Source organism: Candidatus Pelagibacter sp., from assembly GCF_052049935.1.
Lineage (GTDB): Bacteria > Pseudomonadota > Alphaproteobacteria > Pelagibacterales > Pelagibacteraceae > Pelagibacter.
This window is the reverse complement of record NZ_JBNGZA010000001.1, coordinates 207288-223602: the sequence shown is the minus strand read 5'-3', so window position 1 is coordinate 223602 and position 16315 is coordinate 207288. Positions and strand designations below refer to the sequence as shown.

The window sequence follows — 16315 nt, the reverse complement described above, 5'->3', positions numbered from 1 at the left end:
ATTAAATATTAAAAAAAAAAAAAATAATTTTTCTTACTTAAGATTTAATAAAACAAATATTATGGGAGTTTTGAATCTTACTCCAGATAGTTTCTCAGATGGAGGAAAATTTAATAATTTACAGTTAGCATACAAGCAAGCCCTAAACCTCAATAAGTCTGGAGCAGATATTATTGATATTGGTGGTGAGTCAACAAGACCGGGCTCATCAGCAATTAGTGTTGAAGAAGAATGGAAAAGAATTTCTAAAGTTTTAAATAAATTAAAAAAATTTAATACCTCATTAGATACAAGAAAATCAAGTATAATGGAAAAAGGTATTAAGAATAAAATTAATTTGATTAACGACGTATCAGGTTTAGAATTTGATAAAAATTCTATTCAAATATTAAAAAAATATAAAACACCTTTTGTTTTACAACATTCCCAAGGCAATCCACAAACTATGCAGAAAAATCCAAAATATAAAAATGTTCTTTTAGATATTTTTGATTACTTTGAAACTAAAATAAAATTCTTCAGAAAAATAGGCATAAGTCATAATAATATTATTTTAGATCCTGGTATTGGTTTTGGAAAAAATTTGAAACATAATTTGTCCATATTAAGGAATATAAGTATTTTTCATTCATTAGGTTTTCCTATATTACTAGGTATCTCTAGAAAGAGATTTATTAAGGATATTTCAGAAAATAATGATAGCAAAGAAAGAATAGGAGGAACTATTGGTGCTAGTTTATTTGCGATCATGAAGGGAGTCCAAGTATTAAGAGTTCATGATGTAAATGAAGTTAAACAAAGTATTAAAGTTTTTAATAAACTTTTAGATAATTAATGAAAAAAAAATATTTTGGTACTGATGGAATTAGAGGCGAAGTTAATCAAAGTAAGATTAATGGTGAAATGTTTTTTAAATTTGGTTTAGCTGCTGGGAGATATTTCACTAATTTAAAGAAAAAAAAACAAACAGCAATAATAGCTAAAGATACTAGATTATCTGGATATAGCTTGGAACCAGCCTTAGTATCAGGCTTAGCATCAGCAGGTATGCATGTATACACTTTAGGTCCATTGCCAACAAACGGTCTAGCCATGTTAACAAAAATTATGAAAGCTAATATGGGTATAATGATTACTGCATCACATAATCCATATTATGATAATGGTTTAAAATTATTTGGTCCAGATGGATTAAAACTGTCAGATAGAATTGAAAAAAAAATTGAGAAACTGATTGACCGTAAAACCGAATTATTACTTTCCAAACCTGGTTTGCTTGGAAGAGTAAAAAGATTAGAAACTGGAACAGATACTTATATTAATATTTTAAAAAAAAATTTTCCAAAAAAATTTAATCTGCAAAACATGAGAATTGTTATAGATTGTGCAAATGGTGCAGGCTACAAAGCGGCTCCAAAATTAATTAAATCTTTAGGAGCTGAAGTAATAATTATAGGAAATAATCCAAGCGGCTTAAACATAAATGAAAAATGTGGCTCAACTTTTCCTAAGAAAATACAAACAGCAGTAAAAAAAAATAATGCTGATATTGGAATTTCTTTAGATGGGGACGCAGATAGAGTTATCATGTGTGATGAAAAAGGTAAAATTATCGATGGAGATCAAATAATTGCAGCTTTATCACAAAGATGGAAGAAAAAGAAAATTCTCAAAGGTGGTGTCATTGGTACGTTGATGTCAAATTATGGATTAGAGAAGTTTTTTAAATCAAAAAATATAAAATTCTCTAGATCGGATGTAGGAGACAGATATGTTAAAGAGTTAATGCAAAAAAAAAATTATAATCTAGGTGGGGAACAGTCTGGTCATATAATTTTAGGAAAATTTGCGACTACAGGAGATGGATTACTTGTTGCCTTAGAGTCTTTATTTGCTATTAGAAAAGGGATAAAAGCTAGTAAATTTTTCAATGTTTTTAAAAAAACTCCACAAGTATTAGAAAATGTTAGTTACAAAGATGAAAAAATTTTAAAATCACCATCTTTACTTAAAGCAATAAAACTAGCAAAAAAAATGATTAAGGGAAAAGGAAGAGTTTTAATTCGAAAATCAGGAACGGAAGCGAAAATTAGAATAATGGCTGAGTCTGAAAATATTAATCTTGTCAAAAAATGTATCCATATAGTTAAAAAAGAAATTAAATAGTAATGATACCTAAATCGACAATATTAATTATAGCTGGATCCGACTCTTCGGGAGGCGCAGGAATTCAAGCTGATTTAAAAACAGTTACAAGTTTGGGTTCATATGGAATGACCGCAATAACTGCAGTTACTGTTCAAAATACAACAGGAGTAAAATCTGTAGTATCTATAGATCCAAAAAAAATTTATGAGCAGATAGTTTTTACATCAGAAGATATAAAACCTGATGCAATTAAAATTGGCATGCTTCATTCTACAGAAGTCATTAAGAAAGTTTTAAAAGCTTTAGAAAAAATTAAAGTTAAAAAAATAATTCTAGATCCTGTAATGATCGCAAAAGGTGGAGCTAGGCTAATTGATGAAAAAGCAATTAAAATTTTAAAAAAAGAATTAATTAAAAAAGTAGATTTAATTACTCCAAATATTCCAGAAGCAGAAGTATTGACTGAGATGAAGATTAATACAGTTGAAGACATGATACTTGCAGCAAATAAATTAATAGTTTTAGGCGCAAAAAATGTTCTGATTAAAGGAGGACATTTGAATAAAAAAAAATTATTTGATATTTTTTTAAGTAAAAAGGATTTTAAAATATTTGAGAGCAAAAAATTTATAACTAAAAACACTCATGGAACAGGTTGTACATTATCTAGCGCTATTACTACTTTTTACTCATGTGGAAAAAGTATAAAGAAATCTTGTGAGTTAGCTATTAAGTATGTTAATTCTGCTATCAAAAGTAACCCTAAATTAGGTAAAGGCCATGGTCCAATTAATCATCTCAATTCAATCTTAGTGAGAAATCTCTAATATGAAAAATATTGCAGTAGTAGGCTCTCAATGGGGTGATGAAGGTAAGGGAAAAATTGTAGACTGGTTATCTGAACAAGCAGATGTAGTAATTAGATTTCAAGGTGGTCATAATGCAGGTCATACTTTGGTTATTGATGGGATAACTTATAAATTAAGACTTTTACCCTCTGGTATTGTTAGAAAAAATAAAATTTCAATAATTGGAAATGGAGTTGTTGTTGATCCATGGGCATTATTAGATGAAATTGAGGAAATAAAATCTAAAGGCGTAAATGTTGATATAGAAAATTTTATTATCTCAGAATCAGCGAATTTAATTTTACCATTTCATAGAGAAATGGATGAAATCAGAGAAGATGCTGCTGGAAAATCAAAAATAGGAACAACGAGAAGAGGAATTGGCCCAGCTTATGAAGATAAAGTTGGTAGAAGATCAATTCGTGTAATGGATCTAAGATCTGAAAAAAATTTAGATCAAAGATTAGAAGCGGTTTTAATCCATCATAATGCAATCAGAAAAGGTTTAGGCAGGAAATTGTTCGAAAAGGAAAAATTAAAAAAAGATTTATTAGAAATTGCTCCACAAATTTTAAAATATTCTCAACCTGTTTGGTTGAAGATTGATGAATTTAAAAAACAAAAGAAAAAGATATTATTTGAAGGTGCTCAAGGCATTTTGTTAGATGTTGATCATGGTACATATCCATTTGTAACTTCTTCCAATACAGTAGCGGCAAGTGCTGCAACTGGAACAGGATGTGGACCAAATTCCATTAATTATGTTTTGGGAATTACAAAAGCTTATACTACAAGGGTAGGTGAAGGGCCTTTTCCAACCGAACTTCAAGATGACATTGGAGAGTTGCTTGGAAACAGAGGAAAAGAATTTGGAACAGTCACAAGCAGAAAGAGAAGATGTGGTTGGTTTGATGGAGTTCTAGTGAGACAAACTATAAAAATTTCTGGTATTGATGGTATAGCTTTGACAAAATTAGATGTACTTGACGAATTAGATGAAATTAAAATGTGTGTTCAGTACGATTTGGATGGAAAAAAAATAGATTATTTACCAGCAGCTGTTGAAGATCAAATAAAAATAAAACCTATTTATAAAATTTTCAAAGGATGGAAATCTTCAACTAATGGAATAGAAGAATTTGACAAATTACCTGAGAATGCAAAAATTTATATCAAAGCAATTGAAAAATTTATTGAAGCTAAAATTTCTAGTATTTCAACAAGCCCTGAAAGAAAAGATACTATTTTAGTAGAAAATCCTTTTGAAATTTAGTTAGCAGGAAGTAAATTTTTTGATTTAGCTAAAAGCAACATTTGTTTCTGGAGTTTTTCAAATGCCTTATTTTCAATTTGCCTGACTCTTTCTCTACTTATGCTGTACTTTTTACTCAAATCTTCTAGGGTCTCTGGATCATCATTCAATCTTCTAGAATAAAGTATTTCTCTTTCCCTATCGTTAAGAACTTTAATTGAATCTTTGAGCAAATCTCTTCTTTGTTCCATTTCTTCTTGATGAGCAAATTTTAGATCGTGGTCTAATTCTTTATCTACTAACCAATCTTGCCATTCATCACCGTCCTCACCAACTTGAGCATTTAATGAAAATTCTTTTCCAGAAAGTCTTCTGTTCATAGAAACAACTTCATCTTTACTCACATCTAATTTATTAGCAATTTCTGTTACGTGCTCATTTCTTAAGTCACCTTCAGCATCAGGAGCAATTTGATTTTTAAGTTTTTTCAAATTAAAAAATAATTTTTTTTGTGCTGTTGTTGTGCCAATTTTAACTAAACTCCATGATCTTAAAATATATTCTTGTATTGAAGCTTTAATCCACCACATTGCGTATGTTGCCAATCTAAAACCTTTCTCAGGTTCAAATTTTTTCACTGCTTGCATTAAGCCTACATTACCTTCGGAAATCATTTCATTTATTGGAAGACCATACCCTTTATAACCCATTGCAATTTTAGCAACTAATCTAAGATGGCTTGTTACAAGTTTTTCCGCTGATTTAATATTTCCAGTAGTTTTCCAATTTTTTGCAAGCATGTACTCTTCCTCAGCATCTAACATTGGAAACTTTTTAATTTGCTCCAAGTAAGCTGATAAACCACCTTCATTACTTAATATTGGCAAGTTACTATTCATAGCAAAACTCATTGTGAGAATTACTTAATAAATAATCTAAATATTTCAATAACTTATTTTTCAGTATTTCTTAGTGTTTTTAAAATTATTTCAAGTTCTGGTGGCAAAACTGATGAAAATATCAATTCTTTACCATTCTTAGGATGAATAAATCCTAGGGTCTTCGCGTGAAGAAATTGACGATTAAGTCCTGTAATTAATTTATTTAGTTGTTCGTTTATGTTTTTTATTTTTTTATATTTTTTTTTATATTTTGTGTCTCCTAAAATACTATTTCCCAAATAATTCATATGTACCCTTATTTGATGAGTACGTCCTGTTTCTAATTTACATTCAATTAAACTTAAAGTTGGAGTATTGTCATTTTCAAAAACTTCTAAAGTTTGATAATTTGTTATTGCCCGTTTTCCTTTTGTTAAAGAAGCTTCCATCATTTGTCTATTTTTTGAACTTCTTGTGATGTAAGTTTCTATTTTACCTTTAGATGGTCTAATTTTTCCCCAAATGAGGAGTTGATAAACTCTTGTTATTGTATGTTCATTAAATTGACTTGATAAATTTTCGTGTGTTTTGTTATTTTTTGCAACAACAATTAAACCTGAAGTATCTTTGTCTATACGATGAACTATGCCTGGTCTTAACTCATCTCCAATTGTTGATAATGAATTTTTATCATAACTAATTAAAGCATTGACAATAGTATTATCATAATTACCAGGTGCTGGGTGCATAGCTATACCAGCTGGTTTATTTATTATAATTAGATCTTCATCTTCAAAAATTATATCTAACTTAAATTTGTATGGTTTTAATGATAATTTTTTTGGCTCAGGTATTGTAATAAGTATATTATCCTCAGCATTAATTTTTTTTGAAGGATCAGTTAGAATATCACCATTATATTTTACATTTCCATTAAGAATGAGGTTCTTTATTCTTGTTCTACTTAGTTCTGTATTTTTTTTATTTAAAAATATATCAATCCTTTGATTTTCTTCCTTACTCTCTACAATATATTTTATTTTATCATTCATTTAGTGTATTAATTTAATATGCGCTTGTAGCTCAACTGGATAGAGCGCCAGATTTCGGCTCTGGAGGTTCTGGGTTCGACTCCTAGCAGGCGCGCCACATTTATTCACCCATATTTATTAAAGTTCCTTTAACTCTAGCTATATTAAATGAATAATAAAATATTGCTATCGCAATAAAAAGATATAACCCATTCAAATAAAGTGCATTAATAATATTTGAATAATCAACAAACCCACTAACCAATATATTTCTAGTTTCTTCAAAAATATAAACTAATGGCAGACAGTAAGCGATCGTTTGAAAAAAATCTGGTAAAGTTTCAACTGGATAGTAAATACATCCAAATGGGGCTAATAAAAACATTGTTGACCATGCAATGTTTTCAAAAGATGGTCCAAATCTAAGTAATCCTGCTGAAACTAATAATCCTAAAGTAATTCCAAAAATATATAGACTTAAAAAAAGAAAAGCCAAAGGTATACCTAAGTTTAATAATGAAATCCCAAATAATGGAGAAGTTAGTAGTATTGCAGGTATTAAACCTATCAATGCTCTTATCAAAGCCGTGATAACTAAAGAGATTATAATTTCACTAATCTTCATGGGTGCTATGAAAAGATTAGTGAAATTTCTACTCCATATTTCTTCTAAAAATAACATATTAAAACCAATGCTTGTTCTAAAAAGAAAGTCATAAAGTACAGCACACGAAAGTATTACGCCAACAGCTCCATTATAATAATTACTATGATCAGCAAAAAAATTTGAAATAAAACCCCATAATGTTATTTGAATTGATGGCCAATAAATTAAATCCAGAACTCTTGGGAAAGATCTAGTAATTAAATAAAAGTGACGTAAAAAAAGACCATAAATTCTAGTTATATTCATTTTCATACCTCGCTATTTTTAAAAATACTTCCTCTAAATTTTTTCTTCCATGTTTTTCAATCAGTTCATCTGGAGTTCCTTTGTCAACTATGTTTCCATCTTTCATCATCAACACAGAATTACATAATCTTTTAACTTCATCCATATTATGAGAAGCTAATAGTACTGAAATTTTTTTTTCTTTTTTATAATTTTCAAGAAAAGTTCTTATGAAATCACCTGTCTCAGGATCTAATGAAGCAGTTGGTTCATCTAACAAAAGAACACTTGGATCGTTAATTAAAGCTTTTGCTAAACTTACTCTATTTTTTTGTCCTGATGATAATTCTCCAGTAATCTTATCAAGTAAATTTTCTAAACGAAGTTTTTTTGAAAGATAATTTATTCTATCATCTAAATTTTTGACGTTATATAATTTTCCATAAACAATTAAATTTTGCTTAACTTTGAGTTTTTTTGGTAATTCTATATATGGAGATATAAAATTTAATTTTTTTAAAATTGGGATTTTGTTTGTTTCTAGGTTAGATCCATTGATCAAAACTTTACCATTTGTAGGTTTTAATAAACCAAGTATCATTCCTATAGTTGTGGTTTTGCCACAACCATTTGGACCTAGCAGTCCAATAATTTCATTTTCGTTTATTTTAAAGCTTATATTGTTTACTGCTTTTTTGGATTTATAGTTTTTTGATAAGTTTATAACTTCTATTGAATTTTTCATTTAAATTTAGCTGCTCTATTAAGTCTATCATTTATTGACAGTCCTAAACCAATTTTAGGAATTTTTTCAACTGCAATTCTTTTATAACCATCTTTCTTTATTTTTCTTAACGTACTATATAAATTTTTTGCAGCTTCTTTTAAGTCAGATTTTTTACTCAAGTAAAAAAAATTTTTTTTATCATTTTTCCTCTTATTTATAAGTATATGTGCAACATTATCATTAGCATTTTTTACATTTAATTTGATTGGTAAACCAGGAGAGTAATGTAATTTTAGTTGTCCTGGTGCTGATATTTTTTTTGGGTTTAATTTAAAATGAAGTTTAGTTTTGATTTCTTTTTCAATTTTTTCTATTTCTAATCCACCCAGTCTTAAAATTTTCGGTTTATTTGTTAAGTCAATTATAGTTGATTCAATTCCTATTTTTGACTTCTTTCCTTTTAAAATAAATTTAATTTTATTTCCAAAATCTTCATTTATATGTTTTGGCTCTACAGCACTGACTTTTGTAGATAAGTTTGCACTAGGAGCAGCTAATGGGTAATTTAAGTTTTTTAAAAGTAATCTTGTTATAGAATGTTTTGGAAATCTAACGGCTAATGTTTTTTTCTTATTTGTAACATATTTTGATATTTGAGAATTTTTTTTAAGTTTTAAAACAAATGTTAATGGGCCAGGACAAAATTTTTTATAAAGTTTAATAAAATATTGATTAATTTCACAATCTTTTTGTAAATCTCTGACTTTTGAGTAGTGCACAATCAAAGGGTTAAAAGAAGGTCTTTTTTTAAGTTTAAAAATTTTTTTGACAGCATTTGAAGAGTAAGCATTTCCTGCAAGTCCATAAACAGTTTCTGTAGGAATTGCTACACATTCATTATTATCTAAATAATATTTTGCTTTTTTAATATTTGAATAGTTTCTTTTCATGTAATATCAGTGATTAATATATGAAAGATAAAATTTTACCAAATGAATATAACTCATATTCTCTTCAAGAATTAAAAGATGAGGCAAATAAAATTGTTGATTTTTTAGAGAAAGAAAAAAATCTTGAAAGTTCAATAGATAGTTATCAAAAATTATTACAATTAAATAATTTAATAGAGAAAAAATTTAAAGAAGATACACGCCAAATTTCTATCAATTCTAAAGAAAAAATTCAAAAATTAACCTCAATATTAAATGTTAAAAGATCTAACTAAAATTGCAAAAGACACAAATAGTTTTCTTAAGACTTTTATAAAAACTCAAAAAAAAACAGAACTAATTGTACCAATGTCATACGGTTTATTCTCTGGAGGTAAAAAAATTAGATCAAAAATACTAAAAGACATTGGTTATATATTTAATGTAGACTACAAAACTTTAATAATAATTGGTAGCGCTGTTGAATGTATTCATGCTTATTCTTTAATACATGATGATTTACCATGTATGGATAATGACGATATGAGAAGAGGCAAACCTTCAACTCATAAAAAATTTGGCGAATCCACTGCTGTACTTGCCGGTAATTCACTTTTAACTTTAGCTTATGAAATTTTAAGTAATAAAAAACTTAAGATTAAAGATGAAACTAAATTAAAACTTATAAAGAAAATATCAGAATGTTCAGGTCATCAAGGTATAGCTGGAGGACAATTTTTAGATTTAAATTTCGAACACAAAAAAGTTTCAAAAAAAAGAATTGTTGAAATGGAGATAAAAAAAACTGGGAAACTTTTTAGTTTTTGTTGTATGGCTCCATTAATCATAAAAGATAAAAGTGCTAAAGAAATATCAATGTTTGAAAATATTGGTTCTGAAATTGGTTTATTATTTCAAGTAGCTGATGACTTGATCGATCATAAAGGATCAGCTTCATCTGCAGGAAAAAAGACTAAAAAAGATCATAAAAAAGGAAAAGCAACCTTAATTAGTTTACTCGGTTATGAAAATACTATTAAATACAGTGAGGAAATAAAAACAAAAATTTTAAAAAAAATAAATAAATACGGTTCTAGAACAAACGAAATAAGAAAAACTTTAAACTTTATTTTAAATAGAAATAAATGAGTAAAAAATATAAATTTTTAAATCAAATTAATTTCCCATCTGATTTAAAAAAAATTTCTGAAAAAGATTTAAAAGTTGTATCGGATGAATTAAGAGAAGAGGTAATAGATGCTGTTTCCACAACTGGAGGACATCTTGGTGCCAGTTTAGGGGTTGTAGAATTAACAGTGGCTCTTCATTATGTATTCTATACACCACAGGATAAAATAATTTGGGATGTTGGTCATCAATCTTATCCCCATAAAATTCTCACAGGTAGAAAAGATAAAATTAGAACCTTAAGACAAGGTGGAGGAATTTCAGGTTTTACAAAAAGAACTGAAAGCGAGTATGATCCATTTGGAGCCGCACATAGCTCAACCTCAATTTCTGCTGGGCTAGGTATTGCTGAAGCTAACAAGTTATCTAATAAAAATGATGATGTCATTGCAGTTATTGGAGATGGTGCCATCAGCGCTGGTATGGCTTATGAAGCAATGAATAACGCAGGAACCTCAAAAGCAAAAATGATTGTAATTTTGAATGATAACGAAATGTCTATTGCAAAACCAGTTGGTGCTATGAGCACTTATCTTGCAAAAATTTTTTCTGGAAAGATTTATTTTAGCCTAAGAGAAACAATAAAACTTATTACTTCTGCTTTTTCAAAAAGATTTAGTGCTAAAGCTGGAAAAGCTGAAGATTTATTTAGATCAGCTGTAACGGGAGGAACTTTATTTCACTCATTAGGATTTTATTATATTGGTCCTATCGATGGACATGATTTAACTACTCTTGTACCAATATTAAAAAATGTTAAACAATCTAAACACCAAGGCCCAATTTTAATTCATATTAAAACTCAAAAAGGCAAAGGTTATTCATTTGCTGAAAAAGCTGATGATCATTATCATGGAGTATCTAAGTTTAATGTAGGTACAGGTGAACAAGTAAAAACTTCTGCATCAGCTCCATCATACACAAAAGTTTTTGCTAAAACTTTAATTGAGCATGCAAAAAAAGATAGTAAAATTGTTGCAGTTACAGCTGCTATGCCTGGCGGTACAGGTTTAGATGTGTTTGGAAAAGAATTTCCAAGCAGAATGTATGATGTCGGAATTGCAGAACAACATGCAGTAACTTTTGCTGCAGGTTTAGCTACAGAAAATTATAAACCTTATGCCGCAATTTATTCAACTTTTTTACAAAGAGCTTATGATCAAATTGTTCATGATGTTGCAATACAAAGTCTACCTGTAAGATTTGCAATTGATAGGGCTGGACTAGTTGGAGCTGATGGCCCAACACATGCAGGAAGTTTTGATATTACTTACTTATCTACTTTACCAAATTTTATAATAATGGCTGCAAGTGATGAAGCGGAATTAGTAAGAATGATTAACACATCTGTAGATATAAATGATAAACCTTGTGCATTTAGATATCCTAGGGGAACTGGATTAGGGACAGAACTACCACCAATTTCTGAAAAAATTGAAATTGGTAAGGGAAGAATTATTCAAGAAGGAAAAAAATTAGCAGTTCTTAATTTTGGGACTAGACTAAGTGAAGTACTAAAAGCATCAGAAAATTTAAAAAAAAAAGGAATAAATATTACTGTTATAGACGCAAGGTTTGCTAAACCCTTAGATGAAAATTTAATCTGGCAATTAGCCACTACACATGAATCAATTCTTACAATTGAAGAGGGTGCAATAGGTGGTTTTGGTTCGCATGTTGTCAATTTTTTAACGAAAAAAAATCTGTTAGATTCAAATTTAAAATTTAGATCAATGATATTACCAGATTTATTTATTGACCAGGACAAACCAGAAAGAATGTACTCAGAAGCCTTGCTAGATTCAAGTTCTATAGAGGAAAAAATAATGGATTTGATAAATTCAAATATAGTTTTACAAAAACAAAACTAAGTTATTTACACTGAGCTTTGTGCATTAGGTAATGATCTAATAAAACACAATTCATCATTGCCTCTCCAACAGGCACAGCTCTTATTCCAACACACGGATCATGCCTACCTTTTACTGATATAGTTGTGTTTTTTCCAAATTTATTTACTGTTTTTCTAGATGTTAAAATTGATGATGTTGGTTTCACTGCAAAAGATACAATTATTTCTTGCCCAGACGAAATTCCTCCCAAAATACCTCCGGCATTATTGGATTTAAACTTAAGTGTGTTATTATTTTGAGATATTTCATCAGAATTTTCTTCACCACTTAATTGTGCTGAATTCATACCTGAACCAATATTTACTCCTTTCACAGCATTAATACTCATCATAGCCGATGCTAAATCCATATCTAATTTTGAGTAAATAGGAGCTCCTAATCCTGCAGGAATACCATTAGCTCTTACCTCGATTATAGCCCCACATGATGAACCAGCTTTTCTAATACCTAATAGATATTTTTCCCAAATCTTCAACATTGATTTGTCAGGACAAAAAAATGGATTTTTATTAATAAATTTTTTATCCCATTTTGAGGTATCACATCCAAGTATTCCTAATTGAGTTACAGCACCTGAAACATTAAATTTTTTTCCAAAATTTTTTTCTAAAACTTTTTTTGCAATTGCTCCTGCAGCAACTCTTGCTGCTGTTTCTCTTGCAGAAGACCTGCCTCCTCCTCTATAGTCTCTGATGCCATATTTTTTAAAATATGTTAAATCTGCGTGGCCTGGCCTAAACTTATCTTTTATATCTCCATAATCTTTTGATCTCATATCTTGATTGTAGATAATCATTGAAATTGGAGTTCCAGTTGTTTTTCCTTCAAATACACCAGATAAGATTTGAACTTTGTCATTCTCTTTTCTTTGAGTTGTAAATTTTGATTGTCCAGGTTTTCTCCTATCTAATTCAATTTGTATGTCTTTTTCATTTAATTGAATCATAGGTGGGCAGCCATCAACTACGCATCCAATAGCAGGACCATGAGATTCTCCCCATGTTGTGAATCGAAATATCTTTCCAAAAGTGTTAAATGACATTATTTATATTGTATAAATTATTTTGTTAAAATTATGAACGAAAAAAACACCTTAGGTCTAAATAACTGTTTTTTAGATTTATCAGATCCTTTTGAGTTGTTTGAAAAGTGGTTTGAAGAAGCAAAAAAAAGTGAACCAAATGACCCAAATGCTCTGGCATTAAGTACGTCTACTAAAGATGGTATTCCATCAGTTAGAATGGTTTTGCTTAAAGGGTTTAATTCTAATGGTTTTATATTTTATACAAATTTAAACAGCAAAAAAAGCAATGATATTAAAGAGAACCCTAATGTGGCAATGTGTTTTCATTGGAAAAGTTTATTAAGACAAATCAGAATTGTGGGAAAAGTTTCTCAAGTTTCAGATGAAGTAGCGGATGAATATTATAATTCGAGAGGATACGAAAGTAGAATTGGAGCATGGGCTTCAAAGCAAAGTAGTATCTTAAAAAATAGAGATGAATTAAAAAATTCAATTGATGAATTTAAAAAGAAATTTAATGATGAAAATAATGTTCCAAGACCAGATCATTGGTCTGGTTGGAATTTAAGCCCACAATCAATTGAATTTTGGTTAGATGGCGAGAGCAGAATTCACGAGAGATTAAAGTATATAAAAAATGAAAATAAATCTTGGTATAAAGTATTGCTAAGTCCCTAAAAATCTCTTTCAAGGCTAAAAGATGTTAAACCTTGCATTATTTTCTTATTTTCGTCTTCATCAAATGCACTTAAAGCATTTCCAGCAAGATTAATATAGTGTTCTGCTTTTCTATAACAATCTGAAATAATATTATGTTTCTTAATTAAAGATAAAATATAATTAAAATCTTCATCATCTTTATTTTCTTTTGAAAAAATATTTTTTATATTTTCTTTTTCTTTTTCAGAAGTTTTTTGACAAAGTAAAATTATTGGTAAAGTAATTTTATTTTCGAAAAAATCTTTACCAATTTTCTTACCAAATAGTTTTAACTCAGAATTATAATCAAGAGTGTCATCAGCGATTTGAAACGTAAGACCTAAGTTTCTTCCATAAAATTCTAAAGCCTCTTTTTTTTTGCTATCTACATTAGATAAAATTGCACCAACTTTTGTTGCAGCAGCAAATAATTCTGCAGTTTTGGCTGTAATTATTTTTAAATATGTTTCCTCAAGCATATCAACTTCACCTTTGTGTTGAAGCTGAAGCACTTCACCTTGCGCAATTGTAGAAGAAGTCGATGATAAAAGTTTTAAAACTTCTAAGTTTCCATCTTCAACCATCATTTCAAAACATCTACTTAATAAATAATCACCAACTAGAACTGATGATTGATTCCCCCATATTTGATTTAATGTTTTTTTATTTCTTCTGACTAATCCGTTATCGATTACATCGTCATGCATAAGAGTTGCACTGTGAATTAACTCAACACATGCAGCCAAGTTAACATCCCTTGACCCACTGTTATAACCACATAATTTTGCTGAGATTAGAGTTAATAAAGCTCTAAGTCTTTTACCTCCAGTTTTAATATGATAATCAGTCATCTCTTTGACTAATTCTACACGACTGTCTAATTTTTTTTCGATTCTCTCTTCAACTAAAGCGAGCCTCTGTTGATTAGAATCTCTCAGTTGAAAGTAAGAATTATTTATTTTGTTTTTTAATTGTACTACTGTTCCCATAATTTGATTGGGTATAATTAGTATAATTAGTTTGTAATTATCACTTATCAATTGACGCACCTTAAACTTCAATTATAAGGTGTCTTTATAATCTAGAAAAAAACTATAAAAATCAAATATGTTCTCATTGTTTAAAAAAAAAAAAATTATTCCTCATATAAAACTAAGTGGTGTAATTGGTAATGTTGGAAAATTTAAGCAAGGTATAGATTTTGCTGGCCAAGAAGAAATTATTAAAAAGGCTTTTGAGCTTAAAAAATCACCATGTGTTGCAGTGACTATTAATTCACCAGGAGGGTCACCAGTGCAATCTCATTTGATTTATAAATTTATTAGATATCAAGCAAAAAAAAATAAAACAAAAGTAATTGTTTTTGCTGAAGATGTTGCTGCTTCAGGAGGTTATTTAATTGCATGTGCTGGAGATGAAATTTACGCAAATTCAAGTTCTATCATAGGCTCCATTGGAGTAATTTATTCTTCGTTTGGATTTACAGAATTAATTAAAAAAGTTGGAGTAGAAAGAAGAGTACACACTGCTGGAAAAAATAAAAGTACGCTAGATCCTTTTATGGAAGAAAAAACTGAAGATATAGAAAGATTAAAAAAGATTCAGTTAGATTTACATAAAGATTTTATAAATGTTGTTGAAGAAAGTAGAGGCATAAAGTTAAATAAAAATGATGTAGAATTATTCTCCGGTGAATTTTGGTCAGGTTCAAAAGCAAAAGAATTAGGACTAATTGATGGAATTGGTGATGCTAATGAAGTTTTGAGGAATAAGTATGGAGAAGATGTTGTTATTAAAAAGTTTGAAAAATCAAAAAGTTGGTTAAGCAAAAAACTTTCATCTTCAACAGATCAGATTGATCAGTTTGCTAATATTGTTGAGGAAAGATCTATTTGGCAAAGATATGGTTTCTAAAAAAAAAACTCACCCAAAAACACTTACTTTTCAAGAAACTATAATGAACCTCCAAAAGTTTTGGAGTAAGGAAGGATGTGCTATTTTACAACCTTATGATATGGAGGTTGGAGCAGGAACATTTCATCCTGCAACAACTCTGAGATCTTTAGGACCCAAACCTTGGAAAACAGCTTATGTCCAGCCATCAAGAAGACCTACTGATGGTAGATATGGAGAAAATCCAAATAGATTACAACATTATTATCAGTTTCAAGTTTTGATTAAACCATCACCGAACAATATTAAAAAACTTTATTTAAAAAGTTTACAAAGTATAGGCATAAATCATGAAGATCATGATATTAGATTTGTTGAAGATGATTGGGAAAGTCCAACTTTAGGAGCTGCAGGATTGGGCTGGGAAGTTTGGTGTGATGGTATGGAAATTACTCAGTTTACATATTTTCAACAAATGGCTGGCTTTGAGTGCAAACCAGTATCAGTAGAATTAACTTATGGTTTAGAAAGAATTTGTATGTTTACCCAGCAGAAAAAAAATGTTTTTGATTTAGTTTGGAATTCTGAAGGCTTGCTATACCGAGATGTTTTTCATCAATCTGAAAAAGAATTTTCAATTTACAATTTTGAAAAAGCGAATGTAGAAAATTTATTTAAAATGTTTGATATGCATGAGGAAGAAGCAAAATCTTTAGCTGAAAAAAAAATATCACTACCTGCTTATGATCAATGTTTAAAAGCGAGTCACATATTTAATATTTTAGATGCTAGAGGAGCAATAAGTGTTGCTCAAAGAGCAGGGTATATTGCAAGAATTAGGGACATTACAAAAACTGCAGCAGCAGCTTGGGTAGAAAGTCAAAATTAAA

Annotated in this window: 17 protein-coding genes and 1 tRNA gene; 11 read left to right on the top strand and 7 right to left on the bottom strand. The window is 29.1% G+C overall.

Annotated features, from left to right (window positions below):
• The 4 genes from folP to ACTT90_RS01060 form a co-directional block, all read left to right on the top strand.
• On the top strand, positions 1-835 hold an 835-nt coding region (folP, locus tag ACTT90_RS01075), incomplete at its 5' end, for a dihydropteroate synthase (protein ID WP_440937044.1).
• Positions 835-2166, top strand: coding sequence for a phosphoglucosamine mutase (glmM, locus tag ACTT90_RS01070; RefSeq protein ID WP_014953635.1), 1332 nt, complete (start codon positions 835-837; stop codon positions 2164-2166). The genes folP and glmM, both read left to right, overlap by 1 nt.
• Before the next feature lie 2 nt (positions 2167-2168).
• Positions 2169-2975 (top strand): bifunctional hydroxymethylpyrimidine kinase/phosphomethylpyrimidine kinase, encoded by an 807-nt coding sequence (thiD, locus tag ACTT90_RS01065; protein WP_014953634.1) that lies wholly within the window; start codon positions 2169-2171, stop codon positions 2973-2975.
• A 1-nt stretch (position 2976) separates the two neighbouring features.
• The gene (locus ACTT90_RS01060; protein ID WP_014953633.1) at positions 2977-4269 is read left to right on the top strand and encodes an adenylosuccinate synthase; all 1293 of its coding nucleotides are present in this window, start codon (positions 2977-2979) and stop codon (positions 4267-4269) included.
• On the opposite strand, the gene rpoH is transcribed toward ACTT90_RS01060, so the two are convergent.
• Positions 4266-5147, bottom strand: coding sequence for an RNA polymerase sigma factor RpoH (gene rpoH / locus ACTT90_RS01055; RefSeq protein WP_041487671.1), 882 nt, complete (start codon positions 5145-5147; stop codon positions 4266-4268). The genes ACTT90_RS01060 and rpoH overlap by 4 nt on opposite strands.
• Positions 5148-5200: 53 nt before the next feature.
• Positions 5201-6181, bottom strand: coding sequence for an RluA family pseudouridine synthase (locus ACTT90_RS01050; protein WP_440937043.1), 981 nt, complete (start codon positions 6179-6181; stop codon positions 5201-5203).
• 20 nt (positions 6182-6201) lie between these two features.
• Here ACTT90_RS01050 and ACTT90_RS01045 point away from each other — a divergent pair.
• Positions 6202-6278: transfer RNA gene (locus tag ACTT90_RS01045), tRNA-Arg, on the top strand.
• A gap of 3 nt (positions 6279-6281) precedes the next feature.
• Here ACTT90_RS01045 and ACTT90_RS01040 read toward each other — a convergent pair.
• Genes ACTT90_RS01040 through ACTT90_RS01030 form a run of 3 tightly spaced genes read right to left on the bottom strand, consistent with a single transcriptional unit; the run spans position 6282 to position 8729 of the window.
• Positions 6282-7073: an ABC transporter permease gene (locus ACTT90_RS01040; protein ID WP_440937042.1), complete on the bottom strand. Its 792-nt coding sequence runs from the start codon at positions 7071-7073 to the stop codon at positions 6282-6284.
• Positions 7060-7797, bottom strand: coding sequence for an ABC transporter ATP-binding protein (locus ACTT90_RS01035; protein ID WP_440937041.1), 738 nt, complete (start codon positions 7795-7797; stop codon positions 7060-7062). Before ACTT90_RS01035 ends, ACTT90_RS01040 begins: the two co-directional genes overlap by 14 nt.
• Entirely contained in the window at positions 7794-8729 is a 936-nt protein-coding gene (locus tag ACTT90_RS01030) for an L-threonylcarbamoyladenylate synthase (RefSeq protein WP_014953628.1), read from the bottom strand. Before ACTT90_RS01030 ends, ACTT90_RS01035 begins: the two co-directional genes overlap by 4 nt.
• A gap of 20 nt (positions 8730-8749) precedes the next feature.
• Here ACTT90_RS01030 and ACTT90_RS01025 point away from each other — a divergent pair, with 20 nt between their 5' ends.
• The 3 genes from ACTT90_RS01025 to dxs are packed head-to-tail and all read left to right on the top strand — an operon-like array spanning position 8750 to position 11767.
• Positions 8750-9004: an exonuclease VII small subunit gene (locus ACTT90_RS01025; protein ID WP_440937040.1), complete on the top strand. Its 255-nt coding sequence runs from the start codon at positions 8750-8752 to the stop codon at positions 9002-9004.
• Positions 8985-9857, top strand: a complete 873-nt coding sequence (locus ACTT90_RS01020) for a polyprenyl synthetase family protein (RefSeq protein ID WP_440937039.1) — start codon at positions 8985-8987, stop codon at positions 9855-9857. Before ACTT90_RS01025 ends, ACTT90_RS01020 begins: the two co-directional genes overlap by 20 nt.
• On the top strand, positions 9854-11767 hold the full coding sequence (dxs, locus tag ACTT90_RS01015) for a 1-deoxy-D-xylulose-5-phosphate synthase (protein ID WP_440937038.1): 1914 nt from the start codon (positions 9854-9856) through the stop codon (positions 11765-11767). Before ACTT90_RS01020 ends, dxs begins: the two co-directional genes overlap by 4 nt.
• A gap of 1 nt (position 11768) precedes the next feature.
• Here the strand turns inward: dxs and aroC are convergent, their stop codons facing one another.
• On the bottom strand, positions 11769-12851 hold the full coding sequence (aroC, locus tag ACTT90_RS01010; protein WP_440937037.1) for a chorismate synthase: 1083 nt from the start codon (positions 12849-12851) through the stop codon (positions 11769-11771).
• Between the two features lie 33 nt (positions 12852-12884).
• Here aroC and pdxH point away from each other — a divergent pair, with 33 nt between their 5' ends.
• Positions 12885-13511: a pyridoxamine 5'-phosphate oxidase gene (gene pdxH, locus ACTT90_RS01005; RefSeq protein ID WP_440937036.1), complete on the top strand. Its 627-nt coding sequence runs from the start codon at positions 12885-12887 to the stop codon at positions 13509-13511.
• On the opposite strand, the gene ACTT90_RS01000 is transcribed toward pdxH, so the two are convergent.
• Positions 13508-14521 (bottom strand): polyprenyl synthetase family protein, encoded by a 1014-nt coding sequence (locus tag ACTT90_RS01000; protein ID WP_440937035.1) that lies wholly within the window; start codon positions 14519-14521, stop codon positions 13508-13510. The two genes, pdxH and ACTT90_RS01000, sit on opposite strands and share 4 nt — an antisense overlap.
• Positions 14522-14639: 118 nt before the next feature.
• Here ACTT90_RS01000 and ACTT90_RS00995 point away from each other — a divergent pair, with 118 nt between their 5' ends.
• Entirely contained in the window at positions 14640-15446 is an 807-nt protein-coding gene (locus ACTT90_RS00995; protein WP_440937034.1) for a S49 family peptidase, read from the top strand.
• Entirely contained in the window at positions 15436-16314 is an 879-nt protein-coding gene (locus ACTT90_RS00990) for a glycine--tRNA ligase subunit alpha (protein WP_440937033.1), read from the top strand. Before ACTT90_RS00995 ends, ACTT90_RS00990 begins: the two co-directional genes overlap by 11 nt.
• Position 16315: the final 1 nt, after the last annotated feature.

What these genes read in the sequence shown, in the direction of transcription:
- ACTT90_RS01035 (WP_440937041.1), bottom strand. Translation starts at nt 7,797, where the DNA reads ATGAAAAATTCAATAGAAGTTATAAACTTATCAAAAAACTATAAATCC.
- ACTT90_RS00990 (WP_440937033.1), top strand. Translation starts at nt 15,436, where the DNA reads ATGGTTTCTAAAAAAAAAACTCACCCAAAAACACTTACTTTTCAAGAA.
- ACTT90_RS01000 (WP_440937035.1), bottom strand. Translation starts at nt 14,521, where the DNA reads ATGGGAACAGTAGTACAATTAAAAAACAAAATAAATAATTCTTACTTT.
- rpoH (WP_041487671.1), bottom strand. Translation starts at nt 5,147, where the DNA reads ATGAATAGTAACTTGCCAATATTAAGTAATGAAGGTGGTTTATCAGCT.
- ACTT90_RS01050 (WP_440937043.1), bottom strand. Translation starts at nt 6,181, where the DNA reads ATGAATGATAAAATAAAATATATTGTAGAGAGTAAGGAAGAAAATCAA.
- ACTT90_RS01025 (WP_440937040.1), top strand. Translation starts at nt 8,750, where the DNA reads ATGAAAGATAAAATTTTACCAAATGAATATAACTCATATTCTCTTCAA.
- pdxH (WP_440937036.1), top strand. Translation starts at nt 12,885, where the DNA reads ATGAACGAAAAAAACACCTTAGGTCTAAATAACTGTTTTTTAGATTTA.
- thiD (WP_014953634.1), top strand. Translation starts at nt 2,169, where the DNA reads ATGATACCTAAATCGACAATATTAATTATAGCTGGATCCGACTCTTCG.
- ACTT90_RS01060 (WP_014953633.1), top strand. Translation starts at nt 2,977, where the DNA reads ATGAAAAATATTGCAGTAGTAGGCTCTCAATGGGGTGATGAAGGTAAG.
- aroC (WP_440937037.1), bottom strand. Translation starts at nt 12,851, where the DNA reads ATGTCATTTAACACTTTTGGAAAGATATTTCGATTCACAACATGGGGA.
- ACTT90_RS01020 (WP_440937039.1), top strand. Translation starts at nt 8,985, where the DNA reads ATGTTAAAAGATCTAACTAAAATTGCAAAAGACACAAATAGTTTTCTT.
- ACTT90_RS01040 (WP_440937042.1), bottom strand. Translation starts at nt 7,073, where the DNA reads ATGAATATAACTAGAATTTATGGTCTTTTTTTACGTCACTTTTATTTA.
- glmM (WP_014953635.1), top strand. Translation starts at nt 835, where the DNA reads ATGAAAAAAAAATATTTTGGTACTGATGGAATTAGAGGCGAAGTTAAT.
- ACTT90_RS01030 (WP_014953628.1), bottom strand. Translation starts at nt 8,729, where the DNA reads ATGAAAAGAAACTATTCAAATATTAAAAAAGCAAAATATTATTTAGAT.
- ACTT90_RS00995 (WP_440937034.1), top strand. Translation starts at nt 14,640, where the DNA reads ATGTTCTCATTGTTTAAAAAAAAAAAAATTATTCCTCATATAAAACTA.
- dxs (WP_440937038.1), top strand. Translation starts at nt 9,854, where the DNA reads ATGAGTAAAAAATATAAATTTTTAAATCAAATTAATTTCCCATCTGAT.